We start from the raw sequence: 20,406 nt of genomic DNA, 5'->3' as shown, positions 1-20,406 counted from the left end.
TCAACCCGCAGCCAGTCGTACCGATGAATATTCCAAACCTGCTCACCGTTCTACGCGTCCTGCTCATCCCGATCTTCATCCTGCTGTTCTATGTGCCCTATCACTGGAGCTACATGGCTGCCAGCACGGTGTTCGCCATCGCCGCCGCCACCGACTGGCTGGACGGCTACCTGGCGCGTCGCCTGCAGCAGAGCACCCCGTTCGGCGCCTTCCTCGACCCGGTGGCCGACAAGCTGATGGTGGCCGTGGCCCTGGTACTGCTGGTGCAGGTGCACGCCAACTTCTGGCTGACCCTGCCGGCGGCGGTGATCATCGGCCGTGAAATCGTCGTTTCGGCGCTGCGCGAGTGGATGGCCGAATTGGGGGCACGTGCGCATGTGGCGGTGTCCAACCTCGGCAAGTGGAAGACTGCGGCGCAGATGCTGGCGCTGGTGATCCTGCTGGCCAACCCGCCGGTGGTGAGCTTCTGGGTGGTATTGGGCTATGGCCTGCTGCTGGTGGCGGCGGCCCTGACCCTGTGGTCGATGGTGCACTACCTGGTAGCCGCCTGGCCGCACCTGCGTGAAGGCTCAGAGCAAAAATAAAACTTTTTTGAATCAAGGGGTTGACGCCGTTTCAGATATCGCTAGAATGGCACCCATCACGACGCGGGAATAGCTCAGTTGGTAGAGCACGACCTTGCCAAGGTCGGGGTCGCGAGTTCGAGTCTCGTTTCCCGCTCCAAATTGGCCTTAACGAAGTATTTCGGTAAGGCAAGAAAGAAGGCCCTTCGGGGCCTTTTTTCGTTTCTGTCATATGCCTCTTTCACTCCGCGGGCACGCCTGTCTGCTTGACCGACACCATGCTAAGATTTGGTCAGGAATGGAGACTTGAGATGACCCGATCTTCTGATATCAGCGTCGCCACTGAGGTACGAAAGCTTGCCAAAATGCATAACGTTACCGCAGAGCGTGACGGGGTGAGTGGTATGGCTGTGACTATCAGTCGTCTGGCTGGCGATATCATCAACCTGGACGTTATCGAACAGTTGCTGGTGAACCTTAAAAGAAAAGGCGTGCTCAGCAAGGTTGAGATCATGGCACTGCAGGGGCGCTATCTCGCCGAAAAACGGCGTACCCGGAAACCGGTCCGCGCATGAGCTTCGATCCGTTCGGAGATTTCGAGGTGGCAGGTTATCTGCAGAATGCCCTGCAATTGAAAGACCCTGTCGAAGTCAAAGAATCGGAGCATTTGTCATTCGAAGCGAGTATCGAAGACGCGCTTGCGTTTCTCGAGAATGAGCCGTTGATCGACTATGGCGCTGTTCTCAAGGTCCATGAAATTCTCTTTTCAGACTTTTACCACTGGGCGGGCAAGGACCGGAATGAACTAGTGCCGCATCTGGCCGTCTTCAAGGGCGTGCATGGTGATCCCGGCACTACGATATTTGAGCATCCTGCACAGATCAGGCTGGCTGTGGATTATGCGCTCCAATTGGCCTGCAATCGTGAACGCTTTCGGGACCGCCCTGGCGAGGTCATGGGGCAACTGGCATTTGCTCACCCGTTCCTGGACGGTAATGGGCGCACCATCTTGCTGGTGTTCATGGAGCTCTCGTTCCGAGCAGGTTTCGCCGTCGATTGGTCAAAGACGCAGAAGGATCTGTATCTGCGCGCCCTCAGTGACGAAATTCGCGAGCCCTCGACCGGGCATCTTGACCGCTATCTGCAGCCGTTTGTGATCGACATTTGCAGCCGGGAAGAGTGGCCTGGGGTCATCAGTGGTATCAAAGGGCTGGATGGATTGGATAAAGAGGGGATTACATACGAAAGCCTCGATGATCCAGAAGTTCAGCAGATCTACAAGACCTATCGTACAGCTGCACAGGCCTCTGCGACCGAGGAGCCGAAAGCTGAATTTGAGCCTTGAGTTCGAGTGTCGTTTCCCGCTGCTGATTGGCCTTCTCGAAGTATATCGGTAAGGCAAAGATGAAGGCCCTCGGGGACTTTTACGTTTCTGGTTACTACAAAAATTCAGATTTTTTCCCTTCCTTGTAGTCCATTTCCCAAAGATACTGTTGCCCTCTGTTTTCCATTGCGGCTGAGCTCGCAGCGCTCTAGTCTCGGCCTGTCGTTGCATTCAACGACACGGCTTTGACAGGCCGCTTTCGACAGTGAAGTACGGCTTACCTCTATGGTGGCTGTGCGTGGGGCACCTTCGTGTGCGCCGGGTTAGGTATCTCTGTCGACCGGTCTGTCAACCCATGCACAGCTGCCACCCAATTGTTTGACAGCGATAGGTGTCGGCCTCATCGACAGAGGTACGCACATGCTCAAGATTGTCCCCGATCCACCCCACGATATTCATTCCCTCGAAGACACCCTGATCCAGGCCACCGACTATGCGCTGTGCGCGACGACAGTGGTGCATCAGGCGTTGCTGCTGCAGCCCAAATCACCGGCGTCGATCCTGATGATGACCTCGATGCATGAGTTGGAGGCGCTGCGGGCTTTGCTCGAATCCGCGTTGATCCAGGTGCAGATGCCCACTGGGCCTCGGACCTTGCACTAAGGCTCAGGTGATGTGCTGGCTGGTCTGGCCTCTTCGCGGGGCAAGCCCGCTCCCACGAGTACAGCGACGACCTTAGGCTGTGCGCTGACCTGTGGGAGCGGGCTTGTCCCGCGAAAGGGCCCGGCCAGGCAATGTAATTTCAGGGAGATTGAACAATGACCACAGACAACACCCAATGCACCGTCGGCAAGACCACCTTCTTCCAAGGTGAAAACCAGACCCACCCGCTGTTCCGCATCGAACCCGGCATTCCCTGCCAGGATGCCCGCGAACAGGCCTCGGAACTCATGGGCTATGTGCGGGAGCTGACCATCCTCGGCCTGATGGACGAAAAACCGATGATGATCTGGGCCTCGCATTACCTGAGCGCGATGGCCAAGGCGCTGATGGATGATGCCGAGTTGGGCATGAGGCATTGATGGGCCGGGGTTGAGGGTGCGTCAGGGCCGCAGGTGCATGCCACCACACCCTCAGCGCCCATGAGACCGAGCGCAGCGCGGGCGGCGCTCGATTTATGCCTCACCACTGAATCAAGGCAGACATGCTGATTCACACCCACAGCACCAGCAGCGCAGCCACCAGGGCTGGAGGCATCACCAGCAGACCCAGACGCAAGAATTGCCAGGCACTGACATGCTCGCCTTCGCGACGGATTGCCACCAGCCACAGCAGGGTCGCCAGTGATCCCGTTATCGACAGGTTCGGCCCCAGGTCTACGCCGATCAGCAGCGCAGCGGTCGCCTGTTGCGGCAATTGCACCAGCGAACCCATGGACCCGGCTATCAGCCCGGTCGGCAAGTTGTTCATCAGGTTACTGGCAATGGCGACACCCACTCCCGCAACCCAGCTGGCGGCGCCGGGCGAATCCTCGGCCAGCGTTGCCAGCGCTTGGGCAAGGCGCACGATCACGCCGGTTTGAGCGACCGCTTCGACCAGTACGAACAAACCCGCCACCAGTGGCAGGACGCCCCAGGCTACATGGCGCAACACCGGCATCGGGCTGCGCCGCTGGCGCAGGTGAACCAATGCCGTGGTCGCCACACCGGCGCAGAAGGTCGGCAGGCCCAGCGCCCGGTCCAGTGCCGACGCGCCCAGCAACAAGGCTGCGGTAAAGCCGATGCCCACTGCACTCAGCCGTGCGCCTGCGGTCAGTGGCTGGGTATCCACGGTCAAGGCCAGCGGCTGGCGGATCTGCCGGCGCTGGGCCAGGCGCAGCGTCAGGTAGGTGAGGGCAATCGCCGCCAGCGACGGCAGGCTGAACTGCCTCAGCCAGTCCAGCAGCGGTGGCATCTGGCTGCCGAACACCACCAGGTTGGCCGGGTTGGAGATCGGCAACACGAAACTGGCGGCGTTGGCGATGAAGGCACAGATGAACAGGTACGGCAACGGTTCCGCTCTGGCGGCCTTGCACGCGGCATACACCGCCGGGGTCAACACCACTGCCGTGGCGTCGTTGGACAGGAACACGGTAACCAGCGTGCCCACCAAAAACACCAGGTCGAACAGCCGTTGCCCGGAGCCCCGCGCATGGTGCACCGCATAACGGGCCAGCCAGTCGAACAGGCCTTCCTGGCGAGCCAGCTCGGCCAGCACCATCATGCCGATCAGAAACAGGTAGACGTCACTGCCTTTGGCAGCGGCGGCCAGCGCGTTGCCAGGAGTGATCAGCCCCAGACCGGCCAACAGCAACGCGCCGCCCATGGCCCAGACGTATTCGGGTATGCGCCAGGGGCGCAGGATGACGCCGCAGGTGGTCAAGGCGGCCACCGTCCAGATGATCGATGCGTTGTCGCTCAAGGGCATGCTGGGTCAGTTTCCGGAAGGTGCAGAGGAGGGCGAGGGTGAGGCGCCTGGATGGGTCTCGGGCAGCGCCACCAGCACCAGCGTGAAAGCGGCACCGGCAATCACGGCCAAGGTCAGGAATGCCGCGTTGTAACCGGCTGCCTGCACCACCAGCCCGGCAATGCCAGGGCTGAGTGCGGCGCCCAGGCCGAAGACTGCCGTCAATGCACCGAGGCTGACATTGAAGCGGCCGGTGCCTTCGGTCAGGTCCTTGACCACAATCGGGAACAGCGCGCCGAAAATGCCTGCGCCGATGCCGTCGAGCAGCTGCACCGCGACCAGCCAGAACGGGTTGTCGCTGAGCACATAAAGTGCCCCCCGCAGCGGCAGGATGAGAAAACCCGCCAGCAGGAAGGGTTTGCGTCCCCAGTCTTCGGCCTTGGCCCCCACCAGCAGTGCCATCGGTACCATCACCAGTTGCGCGGCAACGATACAGGCTGAGGTGAGGGGGGTGGCCAGCTGCAGGTTCACCTGCGAAAGCTTCTGGCTCACCAGCGGCAACATCGCCGCATTGGCCAGGTGGAACAGCGCGCAGCACACTGCGAACACCAGCAGGGTACGGTTGTGCAGCAGCAATTTGAACCCGGCGGGGTGCTCGTCGGTGGCGGGGCCCTGTGCCAGCCCGCGTGCCAGCTGGTGGTCGATCGCCGCTGCCGGTACCAGGCTTGCGGCCACGATGCTTGCCCCAGTCATCACCGCCATCAGGTAGAACACCACCACGGGGCCGAACAGGTAGGCCAGGCCGCCGGCCAGCATTGCCGAGCAGGCATTGCCGGCATGGTTGTAGGTCTCGTTGCGGCCCACGCGGGCAGTGAAGGCCTTGGGGCCGGTGATGCCCAGCGAGATGGCGGCGATCGCAGGGGCAAACACCGAGCCAGCCAGGGCACCGACAGTCTGGGTCAAGGCCACACCGGTGAACGATGAAATCCACGGCAGCAGCAGGCAGCTGCCAGTGACCAGCACGGCGGCGATCACTACCACCGCGCGCTTGGCCGTGGTCCGGTCGATCAATGCCCCGGCCGGCGTTTGCGCCAGCAGCGCCGCGATGCCTGCCAGGCTCATGACAAGGCCGATGCTTGCCGGCTGCCATTGGTGTACGGCGAGCAGGTAGATGGCCAAGTAGGGCCCAAGGCCATCGCGGACGTCGGCAAGAAAGAAGTTCAGCCAGTCCAGGGCGCGGTGTTGCGAAGCGAGTGGCCTTGAAGGTTCCAAGCGTGCAGTCTCGAAAAGCCATGGGGGGCGCGGTGGGCGGTTGCCCTGCGTCGTTTTCAGCCGATATGCAGGCGGTTGCGCCCCGCTGCCTTGGCGACGTACAACGCTTGGTCGGCGCGTGCCAGCAGCGCCTCGCTGTTGTCCAGGTCGCAGCCACGGGCACTGGCGACGCCGATGCTCACGGTCACCTGTTGAAAAGGACTGTCAGCGTGGGCAAGAGGTTCCAGGGCCAGGCAGTCGAGCATCGCCTGGGCGACCCTGGCCGCGCCTGCGCAGTCGGTATCCGGCAGGATCGCCGCCAGCTCCTCGCCGCCGTAGCGCGCCAGCAAGTCGGGTGGCCGGCGCGTGCAGGCCGCCAGGCGCTGGGCCACTTGCTGCAGGCAGGCGTCACCGGCCAGGTGGCCGTGGCTGTCGTTGTAACGCTTGAAGTGATCGATGTCGATCATCAGCAGCGCCAGGGGCCTGCCACTACGCCTGGCCCTGCCGACCTCCTGGGCAAGGGTTTCGTTGAAGCGGCGCCGGTTGGCTAGCCCGGTCAGCGCATCGTGCATGGCCAGGCGCTCCAGTTGCTGGTTGCTGTCGAGCAGTTGCTGCTGGGTCACCCGCAGTTCACCTTCTGCCAGGCTGCGACGACGCATGGCGCCGATCAACAGCCAGCCGATACTGCCGGTCAGCAGCAGCAGGCCGCTCACCACCAGCGCCGACAGTTGCGCTTCCAGCTGCCAGGCCGCCAGTGCCTCACGCTTGCCCAGGGCGACAGTGGTCACCAGAGGAAGCTGGTCGCTCTTGCGAAACGCATACAGGCGTTCGACGCCATCCAGGCTTGACGTGAACGAAGCGGTACCCACCGACTTGTCGATCAGGTACTTGGCATAAATGGGCGAGCTGGAAAAATTGCGCCCCATGTCCTGCTCGCGAAACGGGTAACGCACCAGCAGCGAGCCATCGGTGTAGGACAGCCCGATGGCCCCGTCGTGGCCGAGGTCGATCTGGCCGAACAGGCGCAGGAAGTTCTCCACGCCCAAGGTCACGGCCACCACGCCTGCGAATTGCCCGGTGGCGTCGTCGAAGCGGCGGCTGATGGTGATGACCCATTCTTGATTGGCGCGGCTGCGTATGGGCAGCCCTATGAAGGGCTCGCGGGAAGGGTCGTCACGGTGGTGGATGAAGTACGCCCGGTCGCTGCTATTGGCACCGGCCGGGATGGGGCGGTTGGACGACATCAGCCAGCGCCCGTCCCTGTCGTACACGGTGATCCCGCTCAACTGCGGCATCAGCGGTTGCTGCCTGCTGACAAGCTGGCTGAGGCGTTCGATCTGCCGTGGCCCGCTGCCTTCGGTTTCAAGGCGTTCGACCAGCCCGAGCAGGATCATGGAGCTTTGCCGGACAATCCCCTCGGAGTAGGTGGACAGGGCTTGGGTCAGGTTCAGGCCATGGATGTCGACTTCTGCAAGGGCGCGTTCGCGGGAAGCCATGACTTTCCAGAGCGTCAGCGAAGCGAGGGAGCAACCAATGACCGATAGCAGCAGAACGACGAGTTGAATGTCACGCTTCACGGTGGTACCTGATGGAAATCCGAATTCCGACGCTGGCGATCAATCGATGAAAGCCATGGCATATAGCCATTCCTGGCTGTTGGCAAGCATACAAGGCGCTAACTGAAAGCGCAGTAACTACCGTAACGCCGGGCCATGCCGAGCAGGGTGGCGCCATCCGTAGGCATGATCACTGGCGCCATAGCAACATGGCAGATTGAGACTATAGTAACGTCTTAAAAACAGGGACTGTGGGTGCCATGTCTACGATCGATCTGTCGTCCTCGCAAAGTCTTCGCAAACGCGTGTTGTTGGCTGGGGCGCTGAATATCGGCTCCATCGTCGCTTCCCAGGTCATACGACTGGGTGGCAACCTGATCATCACCCGCTTGCTGCTGCCGGAAATGTTCGGCCTCATGGCCATTGCCACCACGGTTTCGGTGTTGCTGCTGTTGCTGTCCGATGTGGGGCTGCGGCAGAACATCATTCAAAGCCCGCGCGGCGACGAGCCGCTGTTCCTCAATACCATCTGGTCGCTGCAGATCATTCGCGGCCTGGGGCTGTTCGTGGTGATGCAGCTGGTGGCGCTGGCGTCGTGGATTTCCCAGCATTTCGAAATGTGGCCGATGCATTCCACCTACGCTGACCCTCAGCTGCCTGGGATACTGGCTGTCACCGGCTTTTTCGCGATCATCTTCGCCTTCCAGTCGACCAAGATCGATGTGGCCATCCGCACCTTCCAGCAGAAGAAAGTGGTGCTGGTCGAGCTGGTTTCGCAAATCGCCGGCCTGGTGGTGATGCTGGTGATCGGCTACTTCTTCCGTTCCATCTGGGCGCTGGTGGCTGCAGGCCTGGTCTCCACCCTGGTCACCACGGTACTCAGCCACATGATTTTCCCGGGGCACAAAGACCGCCCACAGTGGGACCCGGCAGCCCTGCGCGAAATCATCAACTACGGCCGTTGGGTATTCCTGTCGTCCGCCATCGGCGTGCTGGCCATGCAGGGCGACCGGATCTGGTTCGGCGGTAGCATGACCGTGGCGCAGCTGGGTGTGTATTCGATTGCCATAGGCATTCTGGCGGCGTTCCAGCTCAGCCTGCAGCGGCTGGCCGGGGCGGTGGCCTTGCCGGCCTTCAGCGAGGCGGCCAGGACCGGTGACATGGATCGCCTGCGCAATTTGTATTTCCGCTTCAGGCTGATCTTCGATGTGCTGACCCTGTTCACCTGCGGCTTCCTGTTCACCGCCAGCCCGCTGATCATCCATTGGCTGTATGACGCCCGGTACCAGGACGCCGGGCAGATGATGGCTATCCTGTCGCTGTCGCTGTTCACCTTGCGCTACGGTCTGACGCAACAGATCTGGATGGCCTTGGGGCTGACCAAGTACATGGCCATGGACAATATCATCCGGGTGGTGGCGCTGTTCACCCTGATGCCGTTGCTGCTGGCCATCGGCGGGGTGACCTACGCGCTGTGGGGGGTGGCCCTGCATACCTTCTTCACGCTGTTCCTGATCTTCAAGGTCAGCCACCAGCTGGGCATGCTGAGTATCAAGCGTGAGCTGGTGGTACTGCCCGTCATGGTGTTTGGCGCCCTGTGTGGCCAGTTCATCAGCCACCTTTTCGCCTTCTGATCGGCTGTACCAAGGACCTGAACGATGAATGTGATCGACTTTTTTGATCGGACCCGAATCATCAATATCCCGTCCAGAACGGACCGCCGCGAAGAAACCGAAGCCGAGTTTGCCCGCAACGGCTTCCACATCGATGACCAAAAGATCGGCTTTTTCCCGGCAGTAACGCCTACCGACCAAGAGGGCTTCCCCAGCATCGGCGCCCGGGGCTGCTTCATGAGCCACATGCAGATACTGGAAGAAGCCGTGCGCCTGAATGTCGACAACATCCTCATCATGGAAGACGACATCCAGTTTTCCCGGCGCATTGGCCCGATAGGCAATAAAGCCATCGAGTCTCTGCAAGGCATGGACTGGGATATTGTCTACCTGGGGCATTGTTTCGAAGGCAATTCGGATACCCCCGGCTGGGTGCTGGTCGATCGCCCCATACACCTGTCGCACTTCTACGCGGTCAATGGCAAGAGCGTGGGCAAGCTGCGCGACTTTCTGGCGCAGATTCTGCAACGCCCGCCCGGGCACCCGGACGGCGGGCCGATGCACTACGACGCAGCTCTCAACACGCTCATCCACACCGACAAGAGCATCCAGGCCTACTACTTCACCTGGAACCTGGGTTACCAGAGGCCTTCGCGCACCGACCTGCATGCGCTGTCGATCTTCGACCGCATGGTCCTGCTGCGGCCGCTTATGGCCCTCTATCGGCGCTTGAAGGCAGAAAAGCTCAGGCTGACCCGCTAGCCGCTTCAGCTCAGCGCCGCAGCCTGCTGCAGGTTCAGTGAACGTGTCTCCGGCGCCAGCAGCCACGACAGCAGCAAGCCGAAGAAGGTGATGCCTGCGGCCACATACATGGTCTGGGCGATGCCGAGTGTGTCCAGCGAAATCGGCACCAGGTAGGTGCCCACCGCCGCGCCGATACGCGAGATCGAAGTGCCCACGCCCACCGCGAATGCGCGGATCTCGGTCGGGAAGATTTCGTTCGGATAGACCAGCGTCAGCACCTGGGCGCCGCCAATGAACAGCGCGTACAGGGCGAAGAACAGCAGCACCCAGATGCCCGCACCGTTGTTGAACGCGCCGAGGCAGAGTAGCGCCAGGCCCGACACGCTGAAGCTGTACAGCAACAGGTTACGACGGCCGAGGGTATTGATCAGGCGGGTGGCGATGATGCAGCCGAGCACGAAGAACAAAGTGATCAGCACCGAGCCGATGGAGGCGCTGTCGCCCTTCACGTTCATCGCGGCCAGCACCTTGGGCGCGAAGGCATACACGGCGAACAGCGGAATGATGCAGCAGGTCCAGAACACGATGATGAACAGCATGCGCTTGGCATAGCCCGAGTAGATCAGGCTCCACACGTTGACGGTGTAGTTCGGGCTCTCTTCCGGCAAGTTGTGCAGGCCGAAATCACCGCCGTAAACCTGTTTGATGACCTGCTCTGCCTCGGCATCACGGCCTTTGCTCAGCAGCCAGCGCGGCGATTCGGGGGTGCCGATGCGCACCAGCAACAGAGCCAGGCCGATGGTGGCCGAACTGGCCAGTACCCAACGCCAGGCGTCGTCGCCACCGCTGCGCAGCACCAGTTCACCGACGATGTAGGCCGCCGCTGCACCGGCAAACCAGAGGATTGTCAGCATCGCCAGGCGCGGGCCGCGGTATTTCTTGGGCATGAACTCCACCAGCAACGAAGTGGCGACCGGGTATTCGATACCCACGGCAATGCCGATGATCAGGCGCAGAACAAAGATCGCTGCAGCGCTATCAGCCCAGAACTGAGCGAGGGAGGCGAGAATAAAGAGGGTAGGGCCGACAAAGAACAAGCGCTTGCGGCCCAGGCGATCGGTCAGCCAGCCGCCGAGGAAACCGCCGAAGAAAATCCCGATCAAGGCCGATGCGGCAATCAGGCCTTCCCAAAAGTTGCTCAAGGACAGCGAAGTGCTGAGGTGTGCCAAGGCCACGCCGATGATACTGAGCACATAACCGTCGACGAACGAACCGCCGCCCGAGCGCAGCGTGAGTAGCCGGTGGAAGTTGTTGAGCGGTACATCTTCTACTGAAAGATTAGGGCGCGTCATTTTTATATCCTGATGCAAGGCTTTTTGAAATTTGGCAGCGCAATGTCGCGAAAAATGAACTTCGCGACCGAACTCGCTCAATAAATTCAGAGGGCGATAGTTGTCGTTATTGTTGTTGTGCAACCAGGCCTGTCCTTGACCTGATCAGGTTTCATACCTGATTTCTTTCGACGGCGGGTGCCCGAAAAAAGCGCTGTAGGATCGGCTGAAATGCGTGCATGAGACGAAACCGCACGCCAGCGAAACATCGAAGATCGAGGCATTGGAGTTTTGTATCAGGCGGCGGGCTTCGGTGATTCTGAGCTGGAAGTAGTATTTCTGCGGAGTGGTGTTCAGCTGGTCCTTGAACAGGCGCTGGATCTGCCGTATCGACAGGCCGACGACATCGGCAAGCTGGTCCGGGCTCAGCGGCTCTTCGATATTCGCCTCCATCAACGCGATGACTTCCCGCAGTACCTGGCTCACCTTGGGTTGTTGCGGTTTCTGCACACTGCGGTACTTGCTCTGGTCGGCGTCCAGCGTATCCAGTACCGCATCGGCAAGCTGGGGGGCAGAACCGACAGCGAGCCAGCGAATCATCATCTCGAAGGCGCCATTGGGCGTGGCGGATGTCATGCGATTGCGGTCGAACACCAGGGGTTCATGGGTGACGTTGGCATGCGGGGCCCGTTCGGCCAGGGCCGTGCGCTGTTCGGCGTGGATCGCGCAACGGTAGCCATCCAGCAGGCCTGCGCTGCCCAGGTACCAGGCACCGTTCCACAGGCCACCGAGGGCGATTGGCATTCTGGCGATCTTCTTCAGCAAGGTCGACAGCCAGTTCGGTGCTGTTCTGGCGGCCCGCAAGCCGCCACAGATGATCATCAGATCGAGGTCGGACAGGCGAATGTCGGTCAGCGGCGTGTCGGGCCTGATCGGGATGCCCAGGTCGCTCATGACTTCGCGGTGGTCATGGCTGAAGGTGTGCACGCGTACCGCACCCGGCGCCAGCAGATTGGCGGTGACCAGTACATCCAGTGCCTGGGTGAAGCAGGGTAACGAGAAGTTCTCGAGCAGGAGAAAACCTACCCTGGAGGTCTTTCGCTCGATCCGCTCGTGGGATATGAAGCCCAGGTTACGGTCGACGAAAGTACGGCTGAACGCTCTTGTAATTGTTTTCATGGCGGCACCCAGTAGCCCAGGCTCAATGCTTGCGCTACTCGTTGAATGTCGTTGCTTATTGAGGGCGGAAGTTGCCGTCAGTGTGCGCATTAATATAGGGGTGGTTCGCGGCGCTGGTCTAACGACTTTTCCAGGCTTTTCTTGATAACCCCTTGTTATGGCTGCGTAACATAATGTCGTGGGTAGTCGATTGTCCAGCGTCAATCAGCTTGGTTTCTCGCATGAATTTAAGTTATGTGTAAGGTAATTTTAGTGCCGGTGCAAGTTTTTCAGTGCGGCGTAATATGCGAAGGAGCGACTGAAGTTACAGTTATTTGCAGTGTCCGGAGGATAATAATGAACAGCAATGAATCCGTGATTGGCCTGATCAAGCAACGCAAACCTCGCCATGTGTTGCCGCGTGAGCTCTATCTCGATCCTGAGGTCTACCGGCAGGATCTCGCGCAGATCTGGCACAAGGATTGGGTGTTCGCCGGGCATACCTTCGAGATTCCCAAGGCTGGCCAGTATTTCACCCTGCAGATCGGTGATTACCCGGTGGCCGTGGTGCGCGGCAAGGATGGCGAGGTGCGCGCGTTCCACAACGCCTGTCGCCATCGCGGCGCCAAGGTGTGCGAGCATGCCAGTGGCAAGGTCGCCAAGCTGGTGTGCCCGTACCACAAGTGGACGTTTGAGCTCGATGGCAACCTGATCTATGCCGGCAACATGGGCGCCGACTTCGACAAGTCGAACTACGGCCTGAAGCCGGTGCATATCGAAGTGGTGCACACCTACATCTATGTTTGCGTCGCGGAAAAGGCCCCGGACTTCTCCAGCTTCCGCGCCGCCGTCAGCCCCTTCATCGCGCCGCACTTCCTGGAAAACTGCAAGGTCGCCTTCGAGTCGAACCTGATCGAGAAGGGCAACTGGAAACTGGTCTTCGAGAACAACCGCGAGTGCTATCACTGCGACGGCACCCACCCAGAGTTGCTCAATTCCTTTGTCGAAAACCTGTCGGTTGCCGGCGTGGGCGGCGATGACGATCCGGAACTGGTGGCGCACTGGGACCGCTGTGAAGCCGCTGGCATGCCCAGCCGGCTGAACATGGACCCGCTGGGGCGCTTCCGCATGACGCGTATTCCGCTGTCTGCCGGTGCGGTCAGCTACACCATGGATGGCAAGCCAGCCGTTGCGGGCCGGCTGGACAAGAGTGGCGAGGCGGATATCGGCGCGCTGCTGTACTTCAACTACCCCTCGACCTGGAACCACTTCTTGGGCGACCACGCATTGAGTTTCCGCGTGCTGCCGATCGGGCCAGGCGAGACGCTGGTGACCACCAAATGGTTGGTGCCGGAATCTGCGGTGGAAGGGGTCGATTACGATCTCGACCGCCTGACCAAGGTCTGGCTGGCCACCAACGACCAGGATCGTCGCCTGGTCGAAGGTACCCATGCAGGTGTTTCCTCGCCGAGTTACGAGCCTGGCCCGTTCTCCGAGAATGCCGAGAATGGTGTCTGCCAGTTCGATGACTGGTACTGCCAGACCATGCTCGAGCGCCTGGAAGGGCGGCCGCAGCTGAAATCGGTAGGTTGATTGGGCCAGGGCAGGGCGTCACGCGCCTGTCATGCGCGGCTGATAGTGTGCCGGTCCCCTTTCGTGGCACAAGGTGTGCGACACGGTGTATCCCGGCACGATCCGCAAGCAGTTCATGCTCCGTTCCAGCGACATGCGCAGCGACGAGTTCGCTGCTTTGTTCACGCAATTGTACGGCAACCTGTATGCCGACATGCGGCCACTGGGCGAAGGTATCGCCATCGGTGGCGTCTACGGCCGTTTCGACGGCATGAGCGTGCGGCGCATGCAATACCAGGGCGACTTCACCATTGTCCTGCCGGCGCCGCAGGACGAAATTACTTTTGTGCTGCCCACTGCGGGTAAGATCATCTTCGACCACCGCGGCGAGTCGATCGGTGGTGCTCAGGTTGGCCTGGCGGTGGACAAGCTCGACATCCGTTCGGTGAGGATCACCGAAGGGCACGCCCAGTGCGGCATGTCGATCCGCCGTGGCGCGTTCGCCGAGCGTCTTTCAACCCTGCTCGAACAACCCTTGCCTGCGCCGATTCGCTTCGCGCCGCAGGTCGACCTGGGCAACCCGGCGTTTCAGGGGATCCGGGCCTTGCTCGAGCTGGCAACCGGGGCCGAGTTCGACCAGCTGATCAACACCGGGCTGCTGATGCCTGTGCGTTTGCAGGAGATGCTGGTAGACGCGCTCCTCGAAACCTGGCCGCACAACTACAGCGAGGCGTTGCGCAAGCCGGCCCCGGCGATTGCACCGCGACACGTGAAGCTGGCCATGGCTTATTTGCGCGAGCATCCGGCCAGGCAGGTCAGTGGCAGCGAGCTGGCGGAGTTGGCCAATGTCAGCCTGCGGGCGTTGCAGGAGGGCTTCCGGCGTTTTGCCGGGACATCGATTGTCGGCTATCAGCGGCAGCTGCGGCTGGAGCAGGCGCGAGAGGTGCTGGCGCGCGGGGAGGGAGGGTCGGTGGCGGAGGTTGCCTTGCGCCATGGTTTCAGCAATGCCGGGCGGTTTGCCCTGTACTTCCGGCAAGCCTTTGGTGTCAGCCCGGCCTTGATTCGGCGCCGGTAGTCGGGGGCCACAAAGTGGCCCCCTTCAAGTATCAGAAGGCATAGCTGGCCTTGAGGCTGCCACTGACCCCATGGCTGTCCCCGCCACCCATGGCTGCCACCTCCGCACCGACACTCAGCGCCCCGAGGTTGGCCATCAGGTTCACGCCACCCACGAACTGGTCACGATTATCAAAGGCCGCCCGCTGCTCGATATCCAGCCCCAGCAGATGGCCTTCGCTGTCGACCTCATGATCGCCCAGCACATGCTCGTAACCCACCTCGACCCCTGGCACCAGCTGCCAGCTGCCCAGGGCGACCGGTGCAAAAGAGGCCTTGAGATTGGCCACGGCAGCGCGACGGGTTTCTTTCAGGTCATCCACCTGCAGGGCCAGCTCGCTGCCTTTCTCGGTGAAGCCATTCACGTCAACGCGGCTGACCCGCAGCCCGAGGCTCGGCTCCAGCACCAGGGCGCCGGTGGGCAGGCGATAGCCCAGCGCCAGGCTGCCGCCGGCCAGGGTGCCGTGGCTATCGCCCTTGGCCGTGCCCAGGCCGCCACCGAGTTCGCGCTTGCTCGAATAGTCGAGCCAGCCAGCGCTGGCATCGGCGTCGATGAACAGGCCTTGTTCCAGGCCATTGGGCGCGAAGCGCGCCCCCAGGCTGAGGAAGGTCAGATCGGTGTCCGCCTCGCCACCGGCTCCACCGACATTGCCATTGCTGTAGCCGAAACCGGCATGGGCGCTGAGCTGCTCGGAGAAGCGCTGGGTCATGCCGAGCATCAGGCCCTGGCTGTGCTCGTTGCTGCTGGCGGCGTGGGAAGAACCATCGGTACCCAGGTAGCCGGCCAGCGCGGTGCTCCACAGGCGCGACTGGCCGACCTTGAGGTCGCTGCCATCGGCAAAGGGCGCGGCTGCTCGGTCGATCATTGCGCCTTGGCGCAGCAGGAAGCTGGCTGCATCGGCGTGCACCTGGCCGCCCACGGTCGACTCGACGCCACCCAGCGTACCGGCGTCGATGGCCGACTGCAGGTAATAGTTGTAGGCGGTGTAGGTGCCCGAGAGCGAGGTGTCTTGCAGTTGGCGTAGCAGCTGCGCACCCGCCGCGGCGTTGCCCAGCAGGCCGGCTTCGCCTGGCAGCGTGCCATAGCGCACCATCTTGCCGCGCAGCACATAGATGGTTTCTTGCGACAGCCCCAGGCCCTGTTTCAGGTAGTTGTCCATGGTCCCGTATTCGGCGGTGACCTCATCCAGGCCGGCCTGCAGATAGCTGGCTTCGACGCCAAGCAGCGGCGCGTAGATCGCGGCCATGTTCGCCGGCATGGCGGCCAGCGTTGCCGCGACGCGGGCGGTGGTGTAGTCGTTGGTAGCCAGGTAGTTGCTCATGATGGTCGTGTCGTCGACCCCGGCGATGCTCAGTAGCACGGCTGCGGTCCAGCCGGTGCGGTCCTTGCCGGCGGTGCAGTGGAAAAGCGCGGCACCGTCGGCGCTGGCCAGTTCGTTGAACAGCACACTGAACTGCCCGCGCATGCCGGCATCGCTGACGAAGGCGCGGTTGGTTTCCTGCATCATCGCCCGCGCCTGGGCCGCGCTGGTGAACGAGATGCTGGTGATGTTCGAACCCGACGTGGTGCTGCCGATGATGTCGATGTTGGTATAGCTGGCGCCGGTCGGCAGGGTGTCGGGTGTGCTGGCGATTTCGCTGGGGGTGCGCAGGTCGTAGACATCGCTGATGCCCAGGCCGTTGAGGATGGCGAGGTCGGCCGTTGTCGGCGTCAAGGCGTTGGAGCGGTAGAACACCCCGGCACGCATCACCCCATCATGGCTGGTGGTGTAGGCACTGCTGGTGCCGGCGATGTCGCGGAAGTTATCCATGCCGGCCAGGCGCGGGGTGTCGAGCGCGTCGGCGGCATGGGCGGCGGAAATGGCCAGGGCCAGCAGGGACACGGAGCAGAACAGACGTTGCAACACGGAAGTAGCCTCGATCAGGTGCGTTGGGCTGGCTACTGTCGGTGAGCAAGATGAAACTGAATGTTACAAGTTGCCGCGCAGCGCAAATGGCTGCGCGTTCTGTCTGCTGCGTGCGTTTTTCGTCTCTGTGGACCGGTCAGAGGTGATCGGCATCCACCACTGCCTTGGTGAATGCCTGCGGGGCTTCTTGTGGCAGGTTGTGGCCAACACCGCCAGTGATCAGCCGGTACTCGTACTTGCCGGTGAAGCGCTGTGCGTAGGCCTCGGCTGGCGGGTGCGGCGCGCCATTGGCATCACCTTCGAGGGTGATGGTAGGTACAGCGATGCTGGGCAGTTTGGCCAGCCTGGCTTCCAGTGGGTCGTACTGGGTTTCGCCCTGGGCCAGGCCCAGGCGCCAGCGGTAGTTGTGCACGGTGATGGCGACCTGGTCCGGGTTGTCCAGCGCCTTGGCGCTGCGCTCGAAGGTGGCGCTGTCGAAGCCCCACTTGGGCGATGCGGTCTGCCAGATCAGTTTGGCGAAATCATGGCGGTTCTTCTCATAGCCGGCTCGGCCACGTTCGGTAGCGAAGTAGTACTGGTACCACCACTGCAACTCCGCGCTCGGCGGCAACGGCGCCTTGGCAGCTTCCTGGCTGCTGATCAGGTAACCGCTGACCGAGACCAGCGCCTTGACCCGCTCGGGCCACAGCGCCGCCACGATATCGGCAGTGCGCGCACCCCAGTCGAAGCCGGCCAGCACCGCGTGCTTGACCTGCAGTGCATCCATGAAGGCGATGACGTCGCTGGCCAGCGCCGAGGGTTGGCCGTTGCGAGGCGTGTCAGGCGAAAGGAAGCGGGTTTCGCCATAGCCGCGCAAGTAGGGCACCAGTACCCGATAGCCCTTGGCGGCGAGGGCGGGGGCGACGTCCTGGAAGCTGTGGATGTCGTAGGGCCAGCCGTGCAGCAGGATCACCACCGGCCCGTCGGCCGGGCCTTGTTCGACGTAGGCGACATCGAGGACGCCAGCCTTGATGTGTTTCAGCGGGCCGAAAGCGTCGCTTGCCTCGACGGCAGGCTGCGCATGCGCCGCCTGTGTGGCGGCGGCTGCCGTGACGGCCAGTGGCAGGAGGGCGCAGGCAAACAGGATGGAGCGGCTGAAACGACGGGGTGCGGTGGATGCAACGGGTACGTGGCGAGCTTGCATGGGGCGTCTCCTTGGCTTGGCCATCGGCGCTGTGGGATGCAAGTCATTCAAGACGATCGCTGTATCGAGGATGTGTCGATTGCAGCTGCGGTGAGCGTTCTTGTGTATCCGGTCTCAGTTTGTACACATTGAGATACAGGCGCACCGCTCGGTGCCGTGTGCCGAGCATGTCATCTGATCCGCTTTTTTTCTTCGAACCTGCATCTGTAACCGTATCAGCCTGAAGCCGACAATGCTTTTCATCCCTGCTATCACATTGAAGAGGTTCCGATGGGCAAGCTCGCGCTGTTTCTGGGTGGCTTTCTGCTGTTGACCATTCTGATTGGCCTGCTGGGTACCATTCCGCCAAGCTGATTCACCACACGCCCTCCGGCCTGTCTACCTCGAGAGATGGGCCAGATTGCTGCCAGACCCTGGCAGTCCCCCTACGCCGTACCGCTGGACCAGTGGTAGGTGCAAGTCGTTCTCAAGTGTAAAAGCCTCGTGTAGTCTCCCGCTGCGTCATAATGGGTCGTAAATTCGCACCCAGTCTTTTGCCTTGGGAGTCAGTACATAGATGGAATGCAAGAAGGGCACTTCAGCCATGCTGGAGTGGCGTAGCCGTTTTCTCAGCGAAGGTATCCTCGAAGAGGATCAATACGATCAGGCGCTGCGCTGTGCCGAGTCCCTGGAACAGGCCGGGGAGATCAGCGCGCAGGAATGGATCGAGCTGGTCAAGGCGGCGAATGTCGCGCTGCTGAGCGTGCGATAAGTCCTTCATTGCCCGAGGAAATCTGTCCACAAAAAACGTGGGTAGGTCTGTGGATAAAGTTCTGTAAGCCAGGAAATTTGCGGGTTCTGTTAGATTGAACAGAATTTGAACAGCATTCAGCCGGCCCATTCAGAGGCGGCTTCACCCGCCTGGCGCAACGCCAGCAGCAACTCGCGCACGCGGGCGGGCAGCTCGCCGGAGGGGTATACCGCGTGCATCTGCGGGTCCTGGCCGGTACTTGAGGTCAGCCGGTAATCCGCGCACACCCGCACCAGACGCCCAGCGTTCACCTGTGCTTCTGCCACCCAGTCGGCCAGACGTGAGATGCCGGCACCTGCGAGTGTGCTGTGGTACACCGCATCGCCAGAGCCCAGGCGCAAGCGTGGGTGCGGACGCAGGCTGGTGATCTGGCCGTCACGGCAGAAGTGCCAGGCCTTGAGGATGCGCGGGGCGGTATGCAGGATGAGGGCGTGCTGGTCCAACTACTCGGGCCGCTCGGGCATGCCGGCGCGAGCGACATAGGCCGGGCTGGCATACAAGTGCCGGTGGTAACGCCACAGTGGGTAACCAATCAGTTCGCTCGACTGCGGAAAGGCGCCACGAACCACGAAATCGAACTTGCCATGCAACGGGTCGAGGGCGGCGTCGCTGTATTGCACGTCGAGGGTCACTTGCGGGTGGCGCTGGCTGAAGCTGGCCAGCACGCCCGGTAAAACATGCTCGCCGAGCAGTTGCGGCGCAGCAAAGCGCACCCAGCCTTGTGCGCTGCCGGTGAGCGCGGCCAGTTCATCGGCCGCGTCGCGTTGCACATCCAGCAAGCGTTCGGCGTGGGGTAGCAGGCGCTCACCGGCTTCGGTGAGGGACACGGCGTTGGCGTTACGGTTGAGCAGCTTGCACCCGCTGTTGTCTTCCAGGGTTTGCACCGCCCGGGTCACCGCGCTGGGCGAGCGACCCAGGGCGCGTGCGGCGGCGACGAAGCTGCGCTTGTGCGCAACACTGACGAACGCTTGGATTTCGCGCAGCATGTCCAATGCCATGGAAGGCTCCTTGTTGCAGTTTTCGCAATATGGCATTTCAACACAAGCGCGCCGCTTTGATTAGCCTTGCAGTCTGTTTTCACTGCCTGGAACCGCGCCATGATGGATATCGCCGTACTTTCCCTGTTTGCTTTCGCTGCCGGCCTGATCGATGCCGCTGTCGGCGGTGGCGGCTTGATTCAGATCCCGGCGCTGTTCAACGTGTTGCCCACTGCGCAGCCGGCGGCATTGCTGGGCAGCAACAAGCTGGCTTCGGTGTGCGGCACGGCCTTTGCCGCTCGCTCGTTCATTCGCAAGGTGACCCTGGACTGGGGCTTGATCGTGCCTGCGGCGCTCAGCGCCTTTGTCATGTCGTTCGCCGGGGCAGCCACGGTTTCGCTGGTGCCACCCAGCGTGATGCGCCCGGCGGTGCTGGTGCTGATCGTGTTGATGGCGATCTATACCTTCTGCAAGAAGGACTTCGGCACCTTGCACAAGCCGGCGAAGATCGGCCGCCGGGAGCAGTGCCTGGCGGTGCTGATCGGGGGTGCGATCGGCTTCTATGACGGCTTGTTCGGCCCAGGCACCGGCAGCTTCCTGATTTTCCTGTTCATCCGCTTCTTCGCCCTCGACTTCCTGCATGCCTCGGCGTCGGCGAAGGTGGTCAACATCGCCACCAACCTGGCAGCCCTGGTGTTCTTCGTTCCGACGGGCAATGTGCTTTACGCCATTGCCCTGCCGATGGCCGCATGCAATATCCTCGGTGCCCTGACCGGGACCTGGCTGGCGGTGCGCAAGGGCGCAGGCTTTGTGCGCGGGCTGTTCCTGATACTGCTGTGCGTGTTGATCGCCAAGCTGTCCTGGGACCTGCTCATCTGA

General features: G+C 61.7%; 18 protein-coding genes, 1 tRNA gene and 1 pseudogene. 12 read left to right on the top strand and 8 right to left on the bottom strand.

All coding sequences use genetic code 11. The features are described 5' to 3' along the window. Positions 1 to 23: 23 nt before the first annotated feature. The 6 genes from pgsA to C2H86_RS02295 all read left to right on the top strand — a co-directional run bounded on the left by pgsA (position 24) and on the right by C2H86_RS02295 (position 2,969). Positions 24 to 584 (top strand): CDP-diacylglycerol--glycerol-3-phosphate 3-phosphatidyltransferase, encoded by a 561-nt coding sequence (gene pgsA, locus C2H86_RS02320; RefSeq protein ID WP_028626065.1) that lies wholly within the window; start codon positions 24 to 26, stop codon positions 582 to 584. Between the two features lie 63 nt (positions 585 to 647). Next, positions 648 to 723, top strand: a tRNA-Gly gene (locus C2H86_RS02315). A 151-nt stretch (positions 724 to 874) separates the two neighbouring features. After that, entirely contained in the window at positions 875 to 1,138 is a 264-nt protein-coding gene (locus C2H86_RS02310) for a hypothetical protein (RefSeq protein WP_159411274.1), read from the top strand. Then, positions 1,135 to 1,908: a Fic/DOC family protein gene (locus C2H86_RS02305; protein ID WP_159411273.1), complete on the top strand. Its 774-nt coding sequence runs from the start codon at positions 1,135 to 1,137 to the stop codon at positions 1,906 to 1,908. The genes C2H86_RS02310 and C2H86_RS02305 overlap by 4 nt, the downstream gene beginning before the upstream one ends. A 399-nt stretch (positions 1,909 to 2,307) precedes the next feature. Further along, on the top strand, positions 2,308 to 2,550 hold the full coding sequence (locus C2H86_RS02300) for a hypothetical protein (protein WP_110639487.1): 243 nt from the start codon (positions 2,308 to 2,310) through the stop codon (positions 2,548 to 2,550). Between the two features lie 155 nt (positions 2,551 to 2,705). Further along, complete coding sequence (locus C2H86_RS02295; RefSeq protein ID WP_159411272.1) at positions 2,706 to 2,969, top strand: DUF3077 domain-containing protein; 264 nt, start codon at positions 2,706 to 2,708, stop codon at positions 2,967 to 2,969. 130 nt (positions 2,970 to 3,099) lie between these two features. On the opposite strand, the gene C2H86_RS02290 is transcribed toward C2H86_RS02295, so the two are convergent. Genes C2H86_RS02290 through C2H86_RS02280 form a run of 3 tightly spaced genes read right to left on the bottom strand, consistent with a single transcriptional unit; the run spans position 3,100 to position 7,160 of the window. Further along, positions 3,100 to 4,353 (bottom strand): arsenic transporter, encoded by a 1,254-nt coding sequence (locus C2H86_RS02290; RefSeq protein WP_159411271.1) that lies wholly within the window; start codon positions 4,351 to 4,353, stop codon positions 3,100 to 3,102. Positions 4,354 to 4,359: 6 nt separating this feature from the next. Then, complete coding sequence (locus tag C2H86_RS02285; protein ID WP_159411270.1) at positions 4,360 to 5,604, bottom strand: MFS transporter; 1,245 nt, start codon at positions 5,602 to 5,604, stop codon at positions 4,360 to 4,362. Positions 5,605 to 5,660: 56 nt separating this feature from the next. Further along, on the bottom strand, positions 5,661 to 7,160 hold the full coding sequence (locus tag C2H86_RS02280) for a sensor domain-containing diguanylate cyclase (RefSeq protein WP_159411269.1): 1,500 nt from the start codon (positions 7,158 to 7,160) through the stop codon (positions 5,661 to 5,663). Positions 7,161 to 7,399: 239 nt separating this feature from the next. Between C2H86_RS02280 and C2H86_RS02275 the strand changes: the two genes are divergently transcribed. Both C2H86_RS02275 and C2H86_RS02270 read left to right on the top strand, forming a co-directional pair. Continuing rightward, positions 7,400 to 8,773 carry an oligosaccharide flippase family protein gene (locus C2H86_RS02275; protein WP_159411268.1) on the top strand — a complete coding sequence of 458 codons (1,374 nt, stop codon included), beginning with the start codon at positions 7,400 to 7,402 and terminating at the stop codon, positions 8,771 to 8,773. Between the two features lie 24 nt (positions 8,774 to 8,797). Continuing rightward, positions 8,798 to 9,514 carry a glycosyltransferase family 25 protein gene (locus tag C2H86_RS02270; RefSeq protein ID WP_159411267.1) on the top strand — a complete coding sequence of 239 codons (717 nt, stop codon included), beginning with the start codon at positions 8,798 to 8,800 and terminating at the stop codon, positions 9,512 to 9,514. Between the two features lie 5 nt (positions 9,515 to 9,519). Here C2H86_RS02270 and C2H86_RS02265 read toward each other — a convergent pair whose 3' ends face one another. Both C2H86_RS02265 and C2H86_RS02260 read right to left on the bottom strand, forming a co-directional pair. Then, positions 9,520 to 10,848 (bottom strand): MFS transporter, encoded by a 1,329-nt coding sequence (locus C2H86_RS02265; protein ID WP_159411266.1) that lies wholly within the window; start codon positions 10,846 to 10,848, stop codon positions 9,520 to 9,522. A 144-nt stretch (positions 10,849 to 10,992) separates the two neighbouring features. Next, the gene (locus C2H86_RS02260) at positions 10,993 to 12,006 is read right to left on the bottom strand and encodes a GlxA family transcriptional regulator (protein WP_159411265.1); all 1,014 of its coding nucleotides are present in this window, start codon (positions 12,004 to 12,006) and stop codon (positions 10,993 to 10,995) included. A 336-nt stretch (positions 12,007 to 12,342) separates the two neighbouring features. Between C2H86_RS02260 and C2H86_RS02255 the strand changes: the two genes are divergently transcribed. Both C2H86_RS02255 and C2H86_RS02250 read left to right on the top strand, forming a co-directional pair. After that, positions 12,343 to 13,578 (top strand): aromatic ring-hydroxylating oxygenase subunit alpha, encoded by a 1,236-nt coding sequence (locus tag C2H86_RS02255; RefSeq protein ID WP_159411264.1) that lies wholly within the window; start codon positions 12,343 to 12,345, stop codon positions 13,576 to 13,578. Between the two features lie 115 nt (positions 13,579 to 13,693). After that, a complete protein-coding gene (locus C2H86_RS02250) occupies positions 13,694 to 14,632 on the top strand; it encodes an AraC family transcriptional regulator (RefSeq protein ID WP_430738570.1) in 939 nt (312 codons plus the stop codon). Between the two features lie 31 nt (positions 14,633 to 14,663). Here C2H86_RS02250 and C2H86_RS02245 read toward each other — a convergent pair whose 3' ends face one another. After that, positions 14,664 to 16,577 carry a tyrosine-protein phosphatase gene (locus C2H86_RS02245; protein ID WP_159411262.1) on the bottom strand — a complete coding sequence of 638 codons (1,914 nt, stop codon included), beginning with the start codon at positions 16,575 to 16,577 and terminating at the stop codon, positions 14,664 to 14,666. Between the two features lie 136 nt (positions 16,578 to 16,713). Continuing rightward, positions 16,714 to 17,760 carry an alpha/beta fold hydrolase gene (locus tag C2H86_RS02240; protein WP_159411261.1) on the bottom strand — a complete coding sequence of 349 codons (1,047 nt, stop codon included), beginning with the start codon at positions 17,758 to 17,760 and terminating at the stop codon, positions 16,714 to 16,716. 556 nt (positions 17,761 to 18,316) lie between these two features. Between C2H86_RS02240 and C2H86_RS02235 the strand changes: the two genes are divergently transcribed. After that, positions 18,317 to 18,511: a hypothetical protein gene (locus tag C2H86_RS02235; RefSeq protein WP_159411260.1), complete on the top strand. Its 195-nt coding sequence runs from the start codon at positions 18,317 to 18,319 to the stop codon at positions 18,509 to 18,511. Between the two features lie 116 nt (positions 18,512 to 18,627). Here the strand turns inward: C2H86_RS02235 and C2H86_RS02230 are convergent. Beyond that, positions 18,628 to 19,548 (bottom strand): annotated as a pseudogene (locus C2H86_RS02230) (LysR substrate-binding domain-containing protein). Between the two features lie 99 nt (positions 19,549 to 19,647). Between C2H86_RS02230 and C2H86_RS02225 the strand changes: the two are divergent. Then, the gene (locus C2H86_RS02225) at positions 19,648 to 20,406 is read left to right on the top strand and encodes a sulfite exporter TauE/SafE family protein (protein ID WP_159411259.1); all 759 of its coding nucleotides are present in this window, start codon (positions 19,648 to 19,650) and stop codon (positions 20,404 to 20,406) included.

The organism is Pseudomonas putida (assembly GCF_009883635.2).
GTDB lineage: Bacteria > Pseudomonadota > Gammaproteobacteria > Pseudomonadales > Pseudomonadaceae > Aquipseudomonas > Aquipseudomonas putida_W.
Note: the sequence above shows the minus strand (reverse complement) of the source record. Positions and strands in the feature narration are given on the sequence as shown.

What these genes read in the sequence shown, in the direction of transcription:
- pgsA (WP_028626065.1), top strand. Translation starts at nt 24, where the DNA reads ATGAATATTCCAAACCTGCTCACCGTTCTACGCGTCCTGCTCATCCCG.
- C2H86_RS02310 (WP_159411274.1), top strand. Translation starts at nt 875, where the DNA reads ATGACCCGATCTTCTGATATCAGCGTCGCCACTGAGGTACGAAAGCTT.
- C2H86_RS02305 (WP_159411273.1), top strand. Translation starts at nt 1,135, where the DNA reads ATGAGCTTCGATCCGTTCGGAGATTTCGAGGTGGCAGGTTATCTGCAG.
- C2H86_RS02300 (WP_110639487.1), top strand. Translation starts at nt 2,308, where the DNA reads ATGCTCAAGATTGTCCCCGATCCACCCCACGATATTCATTCCCTCGAA.
- C2H86_RS02295 (WP_159411272.1), top strand. Translation starts at nt 2,706, where the DNA reads ATGACCACAGACAACACCCAATGCACCGTCGGCAAGACCACCTTCTTC.
- C2H86_RS02290 (WP_159411271.1), bottom strand. Translation starts at nt 4,353, where the DNA reads ATGCCCTTGAGCGACAACGCATCGATCATCTGGACGGTGGCCGCCTTG.
- C2H86_RS02275 (WP_159411268.1), top strand. Translation starts at nt 7,400, where the DNA reads ATGTCTACGATCGATCTGTCGTCCTCGCAAAGTCTTCGCAAACGCGTG.
- C2H86_RS02270 (WP_159411267.1), top strand. Translation starts at nt 8,798, where the DNA reads ATGAATGTGATCGACTTTTTTGATCGGACCCGAATCATCAATATCCCG.
- C2H86_RS02265 (WP_159411266.1), bottom strand. Translation starts at nt 10,848, where the DNA reads ATGACGCGCCCTAATCTTTCAGTAGAAGATGTACCGCTCAACAACTTC.
- C2H86_RS02260 (WP_159411265.1), bottom strand. Translation starts at nt 12,006, where the DNA reads ATGAAAACAATTACAAGAGCGTTCAGCCGTACTTTCGTCGACCGTAAC.
- C2H86_RS02255 (WP_159411264.1), top strand. Translation starts at nt 12,343, where the DNA reads ATGAACAGCAATGAATCCGTGATTGGCCTGATCAAGCAACGCAAACCT.
- C2H86_RS02250 (WP_430738570.1), top strand. Translation starts at nt 13,694, where the DNA reads ATGCTCCGTTCCAGCGACATGCGCAGCGACGAGTTCGCTGCTTTGTTC.
- C2H86_RS02240 (WP_159411261.1), bottom strand. Translation starts at nt 17,760, where the DNA reads ATGCAAGCTCGCCACGTACCCGTTGCATCCACCGCACCCCGTCGTTTC.
- C2H86_RS02235 (WP_159411260.1), top strand. Translation starts at nt 18,317, where the DNA reads ATGGAATGCAAGAAGGGCACTTCAGCCATGCTGGAGTGGCGTAGCCGT.
- C2H86_RS02225 (WP_159411259.1), top strand. Translation starts at nt 19,648, where the DNA reads ATGATGGATATCGCCGTACTTTCCCTGTTTGCTTTCGCTGCCGGCCTG.